The organism is Streptomyces sp. NPDC002588 (genome assembly GCF_040295925.1).
In the GTDB taxonomy this organism is placed as follows: Bacteria; Actinomycetota; Actinomycetes; order Streptomycetales; family Streptomycetaceae; genus Streptomyces.
In genome coordinates this window covers 1-16,304 of the sequence record NZ_JBEOWF010000001.1, presented here as the reverse complement: position 1 = coordinate 16,304, position 16,304 = coordinate 1, and the positions used below count along the sequence as shown (strand labels likewise).

At 69.3% G+C, this 16,304-nt stretch carries 13 protein-coding genes; 5 read left to right on the top strand and 8 right to left on the bottom strand.

Annotation, left to right across the window (positions count from 1 at the left end; genetic code table 11):
- The first annotated feature begins 31 nt into the window (after positions 1-31).
- A complete protein-coding gene (locus tag ABT057_RS00065) occupies positions 32-505 on the top strand; it encodes a hypothetical protein (RefSeq protein WP_352339776.1) in 474 nt (157 codons plus the stop codon).
- Positions 506-722: 217 nt separating this feature from the next.
- On the opposite strand, the gene ABT057_RS00060 is transcribed toward ABT057_RS00065, so the two are convergent.
- Entirely contained in the window at positions 723-1,319 is a 597-nt protein-coding gene (locus ABT057_RS00060; RefSeq protein ID WP_352340570.1) for a TetR/AcrR family transcriptional regulator C-terminal domain-containing protein, read from the bottom strand.
- A gap of 78 nt (positions 1,320-1,397) precedes the next feature.
- Here ABT057_RS00060 and ABT057_RS00055 point away from each other — a divergent pair, with 78 nt between their 5' ends.
- Positions 1,398-2,684: an FAD-dependent monooxygenase gene (locus tag ABT057_RS00055; protein ID WP_352340569.1), complete on the top strand. Its 1,287-nt coding sequence runs from the start codon at positions 1,398-1,400 to the stop codon at positions 2,682-2,684.
- A gap of 287 nt (positions 2,685-2,971) precedes the next feature.
- Here the strand turns inward: ABT057_RS00055 and ABT057_RS00050 are convergent, their stop codons facing one another.
- The 6 genes from ABT057_RS00050 to ABT057_RS00025 form a co-directional block, all read right to left on the bottom strand.
- On the bottom strand, positions 2,972-3,892 hold the full coding sequence (locus ABT057_RS00050; RefSeq protein ID WP_352339774.1) for a TetR/AcrR family transcriptional regulator: 921 nt from the start codon (positions 3,890-3,892) through the stop codon (positions 2,972-2,974).
- Between the two features lie 123 nt (positions 3,893-4,015).
- Complete coding sequence (locus ABT057_RS00045) at positions 4,016-4,879, bottom strand: 3-hydroxybutyryl-CoA dehydrogenase (RefSeq protein WP_352339772.1); 864 nt, start codon at positions 4,877-4,879, stop codon at positions 4,016-4,018.
- A gap of 14 nt (positions 4,880-4,893) precedes the next feature.
- The gene (icmF, locus tag ABT057_RS00040) at positions 4,894-8,130 is read right to left on the bottom strand and encodes a fused isobutyryl-CoA mutase/GTPase IcmF (RefSeq protein ID WP_352339770.1); all 3,237 of its coding nucleotides are present in this window, start codon (positions 8,128-8,130) and stop codon (positions 4,894-4,896) included.
- Positions 8,127-9,323, bottom strand: coding sequence for an acetyl-CoA C-acyltransferase (locus ABT057_RS00035; protein ID WP_352339768.1), 1,197 nt, complete (start codon positions 9,321-9,323; stop codon positions 8,127-8,129). The genes icmF and ABT057_RS00035 overlap by 4 nt, the downstream gene beginning before the upstream one ends.
- A 114-nt stretch (positions 9,324-9,437) precedes the next feature.
- A complete protein-coding gene (locus ABT057_RS00030; RefSeq protein WP_352339766.1) occupies positions 9,438-10,361 on the bottom strand; it encodes a hydroxymethylglutaryl-CoA lyase in 924 nt (307 codons plus the stop codon).
- 23 nt (positions 10,362-10,384) lie between these two features.
- Positions 10,385-11,632, bottom strand: a complete 1,248-nt coding sequence (locus ABT057_RS00025; protein ID WP_352339764.1) for a CaiB/BaiF CoA transferase family protein — start codon at positions 11,630-11,632, stop codon at positions 10,385-10,387.
- Between the two features lie 277 nt (positions 11,633-11,909).
- Here ABT057_RS00025 and ABT057_RS00020 point away from each other — a divergent pair, with 277 nt between their 5' ends.
- The 3 genes from ABT057_RS00020 (at position 11,910) to mftG (ending at position 15,265) form a co-directional block, all read left to right on the top strand.
- Positions 11,910-12,782, top strand: a complete 873-nt coding sequence (locus ABT057_RS00020; RefSeq protein ID WP_352339762.1) for a hypothetical protein — start codon at positions 11,910-11,912, stop codon at positions 12,780-12,782.
- Between the two features lie 349 nt (positions 12,783-13,131).
- Positions 13,132-13,545 carry an ester cyclase gene (locus ABT057_RS00015; protein WP_352339760.1) on the top strand — a complete coding sequence of 138 codons (414 nt, stop codon included), beginning with the start codon at positions 13,132-13,134 and terminating at the stop codon, positions 13,543-13,545.
- An 85-nt stretch (positions 13,546-13,630) separates the two neighbouring features.
- Entirely contained in the window at positions 13,631-15,265 is a 1,635-nt protein-coding gene (gene mftG, locus ABT057_RS00010) for a mycofactocin dehydrogenase MftG (RefSeq protein ID WP_352339758.1), read from the top strand.
- A gap of 609 nt (positions 15,266-15,874) precedes the next feature.
- Here the strand turns inward: mftG and ABT057_RS00005 are convergent.
- The coding region (locus ABT057_RS00005) for a TetR-type transcription factor C-terminal domain-containing protein (RefSeq protein WP_502973729.1) at positions 15,875-16,304 on the bottom strand (430 nt) is incomplete at its 5' end.

The window sequence follows — 16,304 nt, the reverse complement described above, 5'->3', positions numbered from 1 at the left end:
ACAAAGTCAAAGCTTAGCGATGGGACTTACCATGAGGGCTCTCAGTGGAGTTCAGCGAGAGTGGTCCGGTGCTCCGGCCGTTCCCCGCCCGTCCGCCCCGTCGGCCGGCCGTGCGCTCAGGGTCGCCGGCGGCAGGATCGGCGAGGTCGTCTCCAGGGAGCAGCCCGAAGGGGGCCTGGGGCGGTCCGAACCCGGCGGATGGGTCCTGAGGGTCACCATCAGCGCCCCGCCCTCCGTCGCGCACCTGGAGAAGCAGCGGAAACTGCTCAACCCGCTGACGTCCTTCGACCCGGGGACCCGCACCTGGAGTGTCATGCTCGGCGCCGTCGATCCGGCCGCCCTGCTCGTGCTGCGGAGCTGCCTCACGGCCGCCCGTGACTACCGTGCCCGCGTGCAGATCGATCCGGTGCCGGCCCCCGACCGGTGGGACGGCCCTGTCCTCGCCCGGCCGTCCGACGACGGTGTCCCCATGGGCTCCGAGCTGCTCGAAAATGTGGGGAGCTGACCAGAGAGTCGCCGACAGCAGGCGGGGTGCGATCACGTCCGACCCGTGGCGCAGGTCGGGGCCCGTCTGCTTGCCTAACAGGCACACAATGCGCGGCCAACCGGCATGAGGCTCGGGAGCAGTCGGCCCTGGCTGTGTGCCCGCCGGCCTGCGCGCCGAGTGGCCGGGTGTCGCGCCCCACCGTCTGCGGGCCGCCCCTGGCCGGCACCCTCGAGCGTCACCCCGGGTTCGATCCTTTGCCGACAGGTGCCTCCTGTGCCTCGGCGCGGTGCGCCAGGCCGTCCACAATGAGGGTCAGGCCCGCCTCGAACGCCCACTCGTGATCGATCACCGGCATGTCGGCCGGTCGCTCCGTGCCGTTGCCGGTCCCGGTGTCCGCCTGCTCTTCCAGGACGCTGCCGACCGTGAAGCGGCCGGCGGCCAGCATCGCCATCTGCGCGTCCCGCTCGGGTACGCCGGAGGCGACGAGGAAGTCCATCTTGTGGCGGATCCGGTCGAGGTCGCTGGTGGGGGTGCTGCCGGCGTGGAGCCGTGCCCCGTCCCGGCGCATCAGCAGGGTCCGTCTGAAGCTGCGGGTGTTGTCCAGGAACCAGTCGCGCCAGTCGTCGTCGGGCGTCGGCAGCGGTGCCGTCGCATGGGGTGCCATCGCCGCCTCCGCCATGGCGGCGAGGAGGTCCTTCTTGGTGCGGAAATACCAGTAGAGCGACGGCTGCTCGACTCCCAGTCGTTTCGCCAGCCGCCTCGTACTGACGCTGTCCAGTCCGACCTCGTCGAGCAGTCCGAGCGCCTCGGTGATGACGGTCTCACGGTTCATCTTGGTCACGTTGACAATCTATCGCTGATAGATGACTCTGAAAAGGAATCATTCACCGATAGATTCTGGGGCGTGGACATGAAAACAAGTTCGCGAACGCGGTCCCTGCGGGTCCTCGTCGCCGGTGGCGGGGTCGCGGGTCAGGCTCTGGCCTTCTGGCTCGTTCGGGGCGGCCACCGGGTGACCGTCGTCGAACGCTTCCCGGCGCTTCGGGCCACCGGGGCACAGGTCGATCTCCGGGGGCAGGGCATCGAGGCCGTCGAGCGGATGGGTCTTCTCGACGCCGTCCGCGGCAGGCTCGTGGACGAGGCGGGCGTCGCGTTCGTCGACGGCCGCGGCAAGGCCAGAGCGACGATCATGGCCAATACCTCCGGCCAGGGCCGCCAGACCCTCACGTCCGAGTACGAGATCATGCGCGGTGACCTGGTGCGCATCCTGAACGACGCGACGAAGGACGACACCGAATACGTCTACGGCAAGAGCGTGGACGGCTTCGAGCAGGACGCAAACAGGGTCGTCGCGCACTTCTCCGACGGCTCCTCCGGCGAATTCGACCTACTGGTCGGCGCGGACGGGCAGGGATCGCGCATCCGGCGGGCGATCCTCCCGGAGGGCTTCGACCCGTACTGGCGCGTCGGTATCCACATGGCCTACTGGTTCGTCCCACGCATCGCGTCCGACAGCAACATCCGGGACACCTACATGGTCCCGGGCGGCCGTCAGATCATGCGCCGCAGCCACAACCCGACCGAGACCCAGGCGTACTTCGTGATGCGGGAGGAGTCCGAGGAGGCCTCGGCGATCCACCGCGCACCCGTCGAGCGCCAGCAGGAGTTCTGGGCCGGCAGGTTCCGCGACGCCGGATGGCAGACCGAACGCTTCATCGAGGGCATGAGGACGAGCCCGTTCTTCTACTCCCAGGAGGTCGTCCAGGTGCGCACCGGAACCTGGTCCAGGGGCCGCGTGGTTCTGGCCGGCGACGCCGCGCACTGCGCCTCCCCCTACAGCGGCATGGGCATCTCCGGCGGCCTGGTCGGCGCCCACGTCCTGGCCGGTGAAATCAACCGGCACCCGGATGACCTGCCGACCGCACTGGCGAACTACGACAGCGTGCTGCGCCCCTTCGTCAACGAGATCCAGGCCGAAGTGAACCCGCGCCTCCTTCGCCTGGGCATGCCGATGACCCGGCGCGCGATCGAAGCCTTCCAGGCCACCACCGCTCTCGCCTGCTTCCTCCACATCCCCGACCTCGCCGCGCGCCTTTCGAAGGAGGACCGCGGCGGCAACTGGCAGCTCCCCGACGACCCGGCGCCGATCAGCACCGTCCCCGAAGCGGCCGGGGCGGGAACCGGCAGGCCGTCATGACCAGGGCTCGGGCACAGGCCGTTCGCCACGGACACCGGCCGACTCGTCTCCGTGGCCGAAGCGTGGTCCGCGATCGAGCACGGTAACTGGAGAGCGCACTCCGCATGTGAGTGCGGCAAGCACTCCCGAGTCCAGGCTGTCGCCGGAGTGCGTTCCGTGCACCCCGCTGCGGTCTGCGCCGGCCATGTCCGTCGCGCGGTCTACGTGGCGGCAACCAGGATGGGTGCGCGGCAGCGGACCGCTGGACGACGGAGGGCGCGCCGTTCGGGACGCTGACGCCCGCGGCGTCAGGCGTCGAGGATCCGCTCCAGATAGTCGAGGTCCTGCCGGAGCAGGGCCAGCGCGGCCTTCGGCCCGGAGATCTCCGGAGTCCGGTCGTCCGGCTGGATCACCATGGCCACTGCCAGGTCGGACACCTGCTCGGCGACTTCCGCGTCCGTGTGGTGGGTGTCGCCCGGGTGATGCCACCAGGCCACCCAGTTGCACATCCCCGCCACGGCGAGCGCGGTCGACCGGGCGTCCACGGGCCGGAACTGGCCCTTCAGGACGCCCTCCTCCATCACGTGCATGAGGCCCGTCAGGGCGGCGCGCATGCCGGTGGTGTGTGCCTTCGCGGCGGCCGGCGGCAGGTCGGCCTCGGACCGGAGCAGCAGCTGGAACCGGCTGGGCTGGGTGGCCCGCTGGAACGCGATCAGGTGGGCGATGCGGCGCAGCTTCGTGGCCGGATCGAGGGAGTCGTCCTTGGCGAGTGCCTCGATCTCCGCGGCGGGACCCTCGGTCATCTGGGCCACGAGCTTGGCGAGGAGATCTTCCTTGCTCTTCACGTAGTAGTAGAGGGCGGGCCGGGTGACCCCCATGGCCTCGGCGATGTCCCGCAGGTTCGTACCGGCGAAGCCTCGCTCCGCGAAGAGACGGGACGCCTGCTCGAAGATCTCGCTCTCGACCAGTTCCCGCCGCGCCGTCGGACGCGTCGAGTTGTCCGCCGCCTGTTTCGGGGAGCGACGTCCCGCGGCGCTCTTGGACCGTCCCCGGCCCCGGCTTTCCGGCGTGGCACCCTCTGCGGCATTCCCCGAGCGTTCCGTCATGGTCCCGATATTAGCGACCGCCGACGGTGTCACGGTGTGGGGCGGGCGGTGCGGTACGGGCACGACCAGGCCGACGACCGGTGCCAGGTACAGCTTCCCCTCGCCCGTCTCCGTCTCGGTCACGGCCCACCACGCGAAGTCGGGCTCCTGTCCTTTGACCAATGACGCAGGCGTCAACCCTCTGAGAGTGTCGAGCCGCTCTCGGCGTTCGTCCGTGCGGTTTCAGGCGGCCCGCTCACCGGGGAGTCAGCGGGCGTATTCGTGGAACCCGCGCCCGGTCTTCCTGCCCAGCAGCCCGGCCTCCACCAGTCGCAGGAGCAGCGGAGGCGGGGCGTACAGCGGCTCCTTGAACTCCTCGTACATCGACTCGGCGATGGCCTTGGTGGTGTCCAGGCCGATCAGGTCGGTCAGGGCCAGCGGGCCCATGGGGTGGGCGCAGCCGAGGACCATGCCGTTGTCGATGTCCCCGGCCGTGGCCACCCCGGCCTCCAGCATCCGGATGGCGGACAGCAGGTAGGGGATCAGCAGGGCGTTCACCACGAAGCCGGCGCGGTCGGGGGAGTGCACCACGGTCTTGCCCAGTTGTCCGGAGGCGAACGCCTCGGCGCGTGCCTGTGTCTCCTCACCGGTCAGCTGGGACGGGATCACCTCGACCAGCTTCAGCACCGGTACGGGGTTGAAGAAATGGACGCCGATCACCTGGGCGGGCCGCTCCGTCGCCATGGCCAGCTTCATGATGGGGATGGACGACGTGTTGGACGCCAGGATCGCGTCCGAGGCCCTCACCGTCTTGTCCAGCGTGGCGAAGACGTCCGTCTTGATCCGTTCGTCCTCGGCGACGGCCTCGATCACGATCTCCTGGTCGGCGAGGTCGCCGATGTCCGTCGAGAACGCCATACGCGCCAGCGCCGCGTCCCGGTCGGTCTCGGTCAGTCTGCCGGACCGCAGTGCCCGGTCCAGGGAGGCGGTGATCCGCTGCCGACCCGCGTGCAGTGCGTCGGCGTTCGCCTCGGTGACCAGGACGTCGAGCCCGGACCGTGCGCAGACCTCGGCGATGCCCGAGCCCATCAGGCCCGCCCCGACGACCCCGACCCTCTTGATGTCGTTCACGGCTGTTCCCCCGCTCAGATGTTGCGGCGGTACTGGCCGCCGACCTCGAAGAAGGCCTGGGTGATCTGGCCCAGCGTGCAGACCTTCGCGGCGTCCATGAGGACCGCGAACATGTTCTCGCCGGTCGAGGCGGCCGCCTGGAGCCGCTTGAGGGCGAGTTCGGCGTCCTCCCGGTGCGCCTCGGCGTACCCGCGGGAGCGCTCGACCTGTGAGCGCTTCTCGTCCTCGGTGGCACGGGCGAGTTCGATCGTCACCGGCTCGGCCCCGGCGTCCTGGGGCAGGAAGGTGTTGACGCCGATGAGCGGCAGCGAGCCGTCGTGCTTGCGCTGCTCGTAGAGCATCGACTCGTCCTGGATGCGGCCGCGTTGGTAGCCCGTCTCCATCGCGCCCAGCACCCCGCCGCGCTCCGTGATGCGGTCGAACTCCGCGAGAACGGCCTCTTCGACCAGGTCCGTGAGCTCGTCGATGACGAACGAACCCTGCAAGGGGTTCTCGTTCTGGGACAGCCCCCACTCCTTGCTGATGATCAACTGGATCGCCATGGCGCGCCGGACCGAGGACTCGGTGGGCGTCGTGACCGCCTCGTCGTAGGCGTTGGTGTGCAGGGAGTTGGCGTTGTCGTACAGCGCGCACAGCGCCTGCAGGGTCGTACGGATGTCGTTGAAGTCCATCTCCTGGGCGTGCAGAGAACGCCCGGAGGTCTGGACGTGGTACTTGAGCTTCTGCGACCGCTCGTCCGCGCCGTAGCGGTCCCGCATGGCGATCGACCAGATGCGGCGTGCCACCCGGCCCATGACCGAGTACTCGGCGTCCATGCCGTTGGAGAAGAAGAACGACAGGTTCGGGGCGAAGTCGTCGATGCGCATGCCGCGTGCCAGGTACGACTCCACGTAGGTGAACCCGTTGGCCAGGGTGAACGCGAGCTGGCTGATGGGGTTCGCGCCGGCCTCGGCGATGTGGTAGCCGGAGATCGACACCGAGTAGAAGTTGCGGACCTGGTGTTCGATGAACCACTCCTGGATGTCCGCCATCATGCGCAGGCTGAACTCCGTGGAGAAGATGCAGGTGTTCTGGCCCTGGTCCTCCTTGAGGATGTCGGCCTGCACCGTGCCGCGCACGTTCGCCAGCGCCCAGCCCGTCAGCTCGGCGCGTTCGGCTTCGTCCGGCTGCCGTCCGTGTTCCGCCGTGAACTTCTCGACGTTCTGTTCGATCACCGTGTTCAGGAAGAACGCGAGGATCGTCGGCGCGGGACCGTTGATGGTCATCGACACCGACGTGCTCGGCGCCGTCAGATCGAAGCCGTCGTACAGCGCCTTCATGTCGTCGAGCGTCGCGATCGACACCCCGGAGGTGCCGACCTTGCCGTAGATGTCCGGCGGGGTGTCCGGGTCGCGTCCGTACAGGGTGACGGAGTCGAACGCGGTCGAGAGGCGGGTGGCCGGCTGGCCTCCGGACAGGTACTTGAACCGGCGGTTCGTCCGGAAGGCGTCGCCCTCACCGGCGAACATGCGGGTCGGGTCCTCGCCCTCCCGCTTGAACGGGAACACGCCGGCGGTGAAGGGGAATCGGCCGGGCAGGTTCTCCTTGCGCAGGAAACGCAGCAGAGCGCCGGGCTCGTCGTGGTGCGGCAGTGCCACCCGGGGGACCTTGTTGCCGGAGAGTGTCTCGCGGGTCAGCGGCGTGCGGATCTCCCGGTCGCGCACGGTGAAGACCAGCTCGTCGCCGGAGTACCGCTCGACGGTCGCCGGCCAGTCGGCGAGCTGCTGCTCGCTGTCGCGGTCGACAGCACGCTGAGCTTCGGCCTCCAGCCGCTCGATGTCCGTGATCGAAGCGCCCGCCGCCTGGAGCTCCCGCCGCACGGCGGACAGGCGGGTGTGCCTGCGCACGGCCTCGACCTGGGACTCGGTCCTGGTGTGGTAGCCGCGAACCGTCTCGGTGATCTCCGACAGATAGCGCGACCGTGACGCCGGCACGATCGTGTGCGCCGATGCCGACGTCTTGCCGGCCGGGACGGGCAGCAGCGGGGCGTCCGCCGTGAGGCCGTGCTCGGACAGGCGCTTCACCAGATGGTGGTACAGCGCGGTCACACCCTCGTCGTTGAAGGTGGCCGCACTCGTCCCGAAGACCGGCATCTCCTCCCAGGAGACGCCGAACGCCTCCCGGTTGCGCACCAGTTGGCGGGCCACGTCCCGCCGCGCGTCCTCGGCGCCGCGCCGCTCGAACTTGTTGATCGCCACGGCGTCGGCCATGTCGAGCATGTCGATCTTCTCGAGCTGCGAGGCCGCGCCGAACTCCGGCGTCATCACGTACAGCGACAGATCCACGAAGGGCACGATCGCCCCGTCACCCTGCCCGATACCGGGTGTCTCCACGATCACCAGGTCGGCTCCCGCCGCCTTGCACGCCGCTATCGCGTCGGCCAGGCCGTCCGGAACCTCCGCGCCGGCCCGGCGAGTTGCCATCGACCGGAAGAAGACCCGGTCACCGTCGAGGGAGTTCATCCGGATCCGGTCGCCCAGCAGAGCGCCACCGCCGCGGCGCCGGGTGGGGTCGATGGCGAGCACGGCGATCCGCAGCTTGTCCTGCTGGTCCAGCCTGAACCGCCGTACCAGCTCGTCGGTCAGTGATGACTTGCCCGATCCGCCGGTGCCGGTGATGCCCAGCACGGGGACCGGCCGGGAGGCTGCCTCGGCGTTGACTGCGACCCGCATCGCCTGCGGTGTCTTCCCCGCCTCGATCACCGTGATCGCCCTGGCCAGGGCGTCCGTGCTGCCCGTGAAGAGCGTTTCCAGCGACACCGAGTCCGGATCGGCCAACGAGGTGTCGCACCGCTCGATCATCGAGTTGATCATCGAGGTCAGCCCCATGCGCTGCCCGTCGGCCGGTGAGAAGATCTGTGCCACACCGCGGGAGTGCAGCAGTTCGATCTCCTCCGGGACGATGACGCCGCCCCCGCCGCCGAACACCTTGATGTGCGAAGCGCCGCGCTCGGCGAGGAGTTCGACGAGATAGGTGAAGTACTCGACGTGCCCGCCCTGGTAGGCACTGATCGCGATCCCTTGGACGTCCTCCTGGACGGCCGCGTCGGCGACTTCCTGCACCGACCGGTTGTGGCCCAGGTGAATCACCTCGGCGCCCTGGGACTGCAGGATGCGCCGCATGATGTTGATCGCGGCGTCATGACCGTCGAACAGACTGGCCGCGGTGACGAAACGGACCGGGTTGACCGGCTTGTGCAGCTCGCTGGTCATCGGGTTTCCCCCTCCGGTACGCGGATCACGAGCGCATCGCCCTGGCCGCCGCCTCCGCACAGCGCGGCGGCTCCGGTTCCGCCGCCCCGGCGCCGCAGCTCCAGGGCGAGGGACAGCACCAGGCGGGCACCGCTCATGCCCACCGGGTGGCCCAGGGAAATGGCGCCGCCATTGACGTTGACCCGGTCGGCGGACACCCCGAGGCTGCGCATCGAGGCGAGAGCGACCCCGGCGAACGCCTCGTTGATCTCGATCAGGTCCAGATCCGCGAGGGATACCGCGCCGTCACGGCGCAGGGCGTCCTCGATCGCGTTCGCCGGTTGGTGCAGCAGGGACGGGTCCGGTCCCGCGACCGTCCCGTAGCCCCCGATCTCGGCGAGCCACGGCAGCCCGTCCCGCTCGGCCCGTTCCCTGCTCATCACGACGACGGCACAGGCTCCGTCGGACAGCTGCGAGGCCGATCCGGCGGTGATCGTGCCGTCCTTGGAGAACGCCGGCCGCAGCCGGGCGAGTTGGTCGAGCGATGCGTCGGGGCGAATGCCCTCGTCGTGCTCCACGACGAACTCGCCGCCCTTGTGGGTGACCGCGACCGGGACGATCTCCTCGGCCAGGAAACCGGCCTTCTGCGCCTGTGCCGCCCGCGCGTGCGACTCCGCCGCGAACTCGTCCTGCTCGGCGCGCGAGATCCCGAGACCCGCCTGGTACCGCTCGGTCGCGGCACCCATGGGAACCCCGTCGAAGCCGCAGGTGAGCGCGTCCACGTCCAAGGCGTCCTGGAACGGCGCACCGCCGTACTTGAAGCCCCGCCGGGCACCGGCCACCAGATGCGGGGCACCGGTCATCGACTCCATACCGCCGGCCACCACGACCTCGTGCCGGCCCAGCGCGACGAGCTGGGCCGCCTGCGCGACGGCGGCGAGCCCGGACAGACACAGTTTGTTCACCGTCATCGCGGGCACCGACATCGGGACACCGCCGCGTACGGCGGCCAGCCGGGCCGGATTCGGGCCGACGCCCGCCTGGACCACGTTGCCCATGATGACGGCGTCGACGTCCGCCCCGGTCAGCCGCGCACGACCGAGCGCCTCCCGGATCGCGAGCGCACCGAGCTCGGGCGCGCCGAACTCGGCCAACGCCCCGAGCAGACGGCCGATCGGCGTGCGGGCCCCGGCGACGAGTACGGCCTGTTGCATCTGATCCTCGTTCCTCACGGCAGGTTGCGGCGGACACGCAAGAGCGCTGAACCCGGTCGGCGGGTTCCTCCACCTGTGTGCTCTCTGTTCGCTGTTCGGTTCTGGGGCAGCGCGTCAGGCGGGGCTCGTCAGCGGCCTTCCGCCCGCCTTGAGCACGCCGCTGGGCAGCGGCCGGCCGACGGCCTCCTGGGCGAACCGCGCCGCTTCGACGAGGACGTCGAGGTCGGCGCCCGTGGCCACACCCATGTCCTCGCAGAGGTAGACGAGTTCCTCGGTCGGCACATTGCCGCTGGCCCCCGGCGCGAACGGGCAGCCGCCCAGCCCGCCGACGGACGCGTCGATGTCGACGACGCCGATCTGCATCGCCGCCAGGATTCCCGCGAGTCCGGCGCCACGGGTGTTGTGCATGTGCAGGCCGACCGGGATGCCGGGGGCGATCTCCCTTACGTCCTCGATGAGTTGAACGACACGGCGCGGTGTGGCTGTCCCGATCGTGTCGGCCAGGCACAGCGTGTCGGCCCCCTGGGACACCGACTCACGCGCGATGTGCAGGACGCGGTCGGCCGGGGTCGGGCCGTCGAAGGGGCAGTCCCAGGCGGTGGCGACGATGACCTCGCAGGTGCCGCCCGCCTGGTGCACCAGGTCGGCGATCCGGGCGACTCCGGCGAGCGCCTCGGCGGTCTTGCGCTTGACGTTGGCGAGGCTGTGGCCGTCCGCGGCGGACACCACGTACTCGAGGTTGCGGACCCCGGCGTCCAGGGCGCGTTGCGCTCCGCCTTCACTCGCCACCAGCGCGGACCAATGGACGTCCGGCCACTGGTGCAGAGCGGCCGCGACCTCGCGGGCGTCCGCCATCGCGGGTACGGCACGAGGGGAGACGAAGGCGGTGGCCTCGATGCGCTTCAGTCCGCTGCTCACGAGCAGTTCCAGCAACCGGAGTTTCCGGGCCGTGGGAATCGGGCGCTCGATCTGCAGACCGTCGCGCGGGCCCACTTCCCGGAGGTTGACGGCGGTCGGCAGGGGCAGCGTGGTCGTCACGGGGGTTCCTTCGTTCCGGCTGTTCATACGACACCTTCACGGCGCAGCTCGGCGATCTCGTCCGGCCCGAGGGAGAGGAGCTGCCCGTAGACCTCTTCGTTGTGCCACCCCGGCTCCGGCGGGCCGGCCCAGCGCACGGAGCCGGGCGTGCCGGTGAGCCGCGGTACGACGCCGGGGCCGAGGACGTCCTCACCGAGGCGTTCGTCGTGATGGGGAACGAGCATGTCCCGGGCCCGGAACTGGGGGTCGGCGACGATGTCGGCGGCCGTGTACACCGGCCCCGCGACGACGTCCGCCTCCTCCAGGAGGGACAGGACCTCGTCGGCCGTCCTCTCGGTCACCCAGTCCGCGACGATCGACTCGATCAGGTCCTGGTGCTCCCCACGGGCCACGTGGGTGGCGAAGCGCGGGTCGTCGGCGAGCTCGGGGCGTTCCATCGCGGCGCACAGCCGCCGGAAGACCGTGTCCTGGTTGGCCGCCACGATCACCCACTTCTCGTCCTTGGAACGGAAGAGGTTCGAAGGGGCGATGCCGTCCAGCCGCGTTCCGGAGGGCTGCCGGACCTTGCCGAGCCGGTCGTACTCGGGGATCACCGATTCCAGCAGGGCCAGGGACGACTCGGTCAGGGCCACGTCGACCACCTGGCCGTGCCCTGTCCGCTGCCGGTGGAGCAGGGCTGCGAGCACGCCCTGCACGGCGAACATCCCGGCGAGCGAGTCCCCGAGGGACACCGCCATCCTGGGCGGAGCCTGTCCGGGGAACCCGTTGATCGACCGTAGCCCGCCCATGGCCTCGGCCACCGAGGCGTATCCGGGCCGGTGACGGTAGGGGCCGGTCTGTCCGAACCCCGACACCCGGGCCAGGACGAGGCCGCGGTTGGCCGCGCTCAGCCGGTCGTATCCGAGGTTCCACTTCTCCAGCGTGCCCGGACGGAAGTTCTCGATCACGACGTCGGCCTGGCGTACGAGGTCGAGGAACAGGCCCTGTCCGCGTTCGGAGCGAAGGTCGAGGGTGACGCAGCGCTTGTTGCGTGCGTGGACGGTCCACCACAGCCGGTGCCCGCGGTAGGAGTGCTGCCCCCAGTCGCGGAGGGGATCAGGCCGTCCGGGTGCCTCGATCTTGATGACGTCGGCGCCGTGGTCCGCCAGCAGTCTTCCGGCGAAGGGGCCCGCGACGATGGAGCCGATCTCCAGTACCCGCACGCCCGTCAGCGCACCGCCGACAGACTCGCTAGGGGAAGCCTCCGCGTCCTCTTCGGCCCGCACCGGCATGACACTCCTTCGGTGGTGCTCCGCCCGGGCACCGGAGGCGAAGGGGGGAGACCCGCAGGGCAGCTGGAGAGTCAGGGGCCCGCTGCCCTGCGGGAAATTGCGGTTGTGGCTGTCAGGCCTGATGGAGTGCGGCGATGGCCGCAGCTGCCACCGTGGTGTCGGAGCGGCGTCATGGTCGGCGCGTCGCACCGGCATGTTTCATGGATACCGCTGCTTGACTCATATGTCAAGAATTTTTCCATCGAGTCAAGTGTGCCCAGCGGGGGACCGCGGATCCATGGGCAAGCCGCCCTCTCCTGCCCCTCCCGTGCCGTTCGTACGGTTGCAGCGGCGGGGCGGTGTGCGGCCCGCAACCCGAAGGAGAGCGCCCCATGAAGCCGACCGGCAACACGATCCTGATCACCGGCGGTACCTCGGCATCGGGCTCGGCCTCGCCCTGCGGCTGCACGAGGCGGCCAACAGGGTGATCGTCGCCGGGCGGCGCAGGGAGCTGCTCGACGAGATCACGGCCGAGCACCCGGGCATCGACGCGCCGAACTCCCGGTCGCCGAGGACCACGTCACGGTCAACCAAGGCCGCGCTGCACTCCTTCTCCGAGAGCCTGCGCATGCAGCTCGCCGACAGCGCCGTCCAGGTGGTCGAGGTGGCCCCGCCCGGTGTGCGCACGACCCTGCTGGGCCAACAGGACCGCGAGGCGTCCATGCCGCTGGAGGACTTCCTTGCCGAGACCCTCGACTGGGTGCAGGCCTCCGAGCCCTGCAACGCCAACGGCATCGTCCCGTCTCGGGACGGCCGAGGGGTGATCGTCGTCCACGCCACCCTCGGCAAGCTGTACCACGTGGATCTCGACACCGGTCATGCCACCGAGATCGCGCTGAAGGGTGCGGACGACGTCATCTGGGGCGGCGGCATTCTCCTGGCCGGGCACAGGCTGTACGTCGTCCAGAACTTCCTGAACCGGGTCTCCGTGTTCGACATCGATGCGCGGGCGCGCACGGCAGTCCTGCGCGACACCATCACCGATCCCCGCTTCGAGGTTCCCTCGGCCGTCGCCCACTTCGGCGACCGTCTCTACCTGGTCGACGGACGCTTCGACATCACCCCGACGCTCGATACGCCGTACGACGCCGTCGCGGTCGAGCTCCGGTGACCTGTGGCCGTCCGGCCCGGCGCCGCCCGGCGAGGGTCCGGACAGGCCCGGCCGATCTCGTCGAACCGGTGGACGCGAACGGATCGAGAACAGCCGGTCGGGGTGTGTTGCAGCCGCCGACAGAGTTATTGACTACAGTGTCAAACTTTCGCTACCTTCGTCGAGCTGCCGGGAGGGGGTCGGATCCTCTGCTGGTGGAGAGGGAGGGGCCCGACCGAAGCCGCGAATCACACCCGCCCGGACCGAGCGCGACAGCGATCCCTCCCACCTCTTTTCTTCGAGCCGGAAAACTGTTCCGTCGCGCCCGTTTCCTGCGTCCACATCGCCACCCTCGAATGAGGAGCCCCGCATGGCCGAGCCGCAAAGCCCGAAAGATGTCGCCAAAAAGTTCTACGAAAGCTACAACGAGCAGGATATTGACGCCAGCTTCGAACGCTACGTCGCCGAGGAAGCGAAGAACCATGCAATGGGAGGTCGCTACGACCGCAAAGCATGGATCGAGATGGACGGCTCCCTGTTCCAGGCCTTCGCGGACTTCTCGATGACGATCCTCGACCAGATCGCCGAAGGCGACAAGGTGGCGACGCGCTGGATGATCAAAGGCACCCAGCGGTCGGAATTCTTCGGGATTCCGTCGAGCGGGCGCCCGGCAGTCCTGACCGGTACAGCGGTCGACCTGATTCGTGACGGCAAGATTTCCGAGCATTGGGTCGAAATCGATCTCGGCAGCTTCCTCCAGCAGTTGGCGGGAACTGAGAGCTGATCCGTTTCTTCACGGGGGTTGAGCAAGGGCAGTCGGTCGAGCGCACCCTCGGCCGCACTCGTCAACAGCGTCGGAAAGGACAAAGATGTCGAAAACGTCGCGGAAGTATGATGTGATCATCGTTGGTGGTGGTCAGGCGGGCTCCGTACTCGCCGCACGCCTGAGCGAGCGATCCGATCGCTCGGTGCTCCTGCTGGAGGCCGGCCCGGCACCGGCGCGGATCGATGAGTTCGGCGAGGCGATCCTCGATCCGAGCAATCTGGAAGCCTCCTATGCGGGCCATCCCGCCAACTGGTCACTGCCGGCCGAATCCACGCCCGGCGCCAAGGTCGCCGTTCCCCGTGGCAAGTTCATCGGCGGATCGGGCTCCATCAACGCCGCGTACTTCATCCGGGCGACCAGGGCGGATTTCGACCGCTGGGTGGCGCTGGGCAACGACGAGTGGTCGTACGACAAGACGCTCGCCTCGTACAAGCGCGGCGAGACCGACCTGGACTTCTCGGGCCCCTTGCACGGATCCGACGGCCCGATGACGATCCGGCGCGAAACTGCCGACCGCGCGCCGGAGTTCACGTCCGCGTTCACCCGGGCCTGTCTTGACCTCGGGTACCCCGAGGAACCCGACAAGAACGGCGACCAGCCCGAGGGCGTGGGTCCGCTGCCGCTGAACATAGGTGACGGTCGTCGGATGAGCGCCGCGATCTCCCATCTGATGCCCAACCTCGGACGCCCGAACCTGGAGGTCCGAGGAGAAACGTTCGTTCGCCGCGTGATCTTCGACGGACGACGCGCTGTCGGCGTGGAGGCCGAGATAGACGGCAGCCCCGTGGTGCTGCACGGCGATGAGATCGTCCTTTCGGCCGGCGTGCTGCGCTCGCCGCAGCTCCTGATGCTTTCCGGGATCGGACCCGCGGAGCAGCTCCGCAGGCACGGCATCGAGGTACTCGTCGACGCGCCCGGTGTCGGCGCCGAGATGCACGACCACCCTGATCTGGTGGTGTCCTATGCCATCGACGCGCCGACGGTGCGGATTCCCGGGCAGGGCATCGTCACCTCGCTCCTTCACTGGAAGGTGCAGAACCCGGGAGGCGACAGCGACGGCAGCGTCGAGATCATGCCGTTCGTCACCACGCCCGGCGCCTCGGTCGGGATGAAGCCCCCGGCCGGCGGAGCGGATCCGGACGACCCGCTGTGGAGCCCGTTCCTGTTCATGCGGCTGATGCAGCAGAACAGCCGCGGGCGCCTGACGCTGGCTTCGCCGGATCCGCACCACGCACCCGGCCTGGTCTGCAACTTCCTGACGGAGGACAGCGACATGCGCCAGTACCGCGAGGTGGTCCGGGTTCTTCACGAGCTTTTCGAGTCGGAGCCGATGCGGGCGATCGGAGGACGCGTGATCGGTCTCGGCCGAGACGATGTCACGTCCGACGATGCGCTCGACGGGTGGATCAGGACCCATCTCTCGGCATTCGGTCCCGGCCATGCCACGTCGACCTGCCGGATGGGCCCGGAGGACGACGCGTTTGCCGTGGTGAGCCAGGATGGGCGCGTACGCGGTGTCGACGGCCTGCGGGTGGCTGACACCTCGATATTCCCGACCGTGCCGTCGCGTGGCACCAGCGCCAGCGCCGTGATGGCCGGGCAGCGCATCTCAGAGCTGTTCGACGGCCCGGTCGCGGCACCTGCGGGCCGGCGGAAGGTCCACGCGACGAGCGAATGAGGTAGGCGTCCGGCCCGGTGTGAGCCCAACTCCCCGGTGTCGGTCTACCGTGCCGCGTCCGGCCGCGACGAAGGCCCAGGTCGGAGACCTGGGCCTTCGATGTTGTCCAGTGCCTCATCAAGCAACGTCCGCCCTGTCGACCACGGCTCGCAGCCGCTCGTCGTTCGCGTGGTCGCAACCAAAACATCGGCGGAACGAGAACACCCAGGACCGACATCTTCGCGAAGTCGTCGACGGGCGAACGTCACCTGATGCGGCATTGGGTCTCGGCGTGCGGGATCAGCTCGGCCGTCGCCTTACGCGCGCCGCTCCTCCCGCGCCGTGCGGAACGCGGCCGTGACCGGCGGGAGGTGGAATCGGGCTCGGGTTCGAGTCACGGTGACGGGCGGAACGGAGCCGGGTGAGCGGTGAGACGCGCCCTGCGGTTATGCGTCGCCGCCGGCCCGTGGGAGGCGTTCCGTGCGCCGATTTCGCGGAGTGGGGCCGGGGGTGTCGCGGCGCGAGTCCGCCCAACAGCCTCGACCGCGGTAGAGCGTGCATCGGCCGCTGCACCATGTCTTCTGAACATGCCGCTGCACCGCGAAACTCCCAGATCCCGACAGGGGGAGACTAGGAGCCGTCGCGGTCTCGCTCGTGGAGCGTGCGCTCGAGGTAGTCGAGGTCCTGGCGGAGCAGGGTGAGGGCGGCCTTCGGTCCCGGCACGTCGGGCGTCCGCAGGCTCGTCTGCAGCACCATGGCCACGGCCAGTTCCGCGAGTTGGTCCGCCACTTCGGCCTCTCGCGTGCCGGGGTCACTGTCCGGGTGGTACCACCAGGCGACCCAGTTGCACATGCCGGCCACGGTGAGCGCGGCCGTCCGTGCGTCGACGGGGCGGAACTGTCCCTTGACGATGCCCTCGTCGATCACGTCGATGAGGTGGTGGAGGGTGTTGCGCTGGGCCGCCTGGTGGGCGTCGGCCACGCCTGGCGGGAGGTCCGCCTCGGATCGCAGCAGCAGCTGGAAACGGCTCGGCTGGCCGGCTCGCTGGAGTGTGATCAGG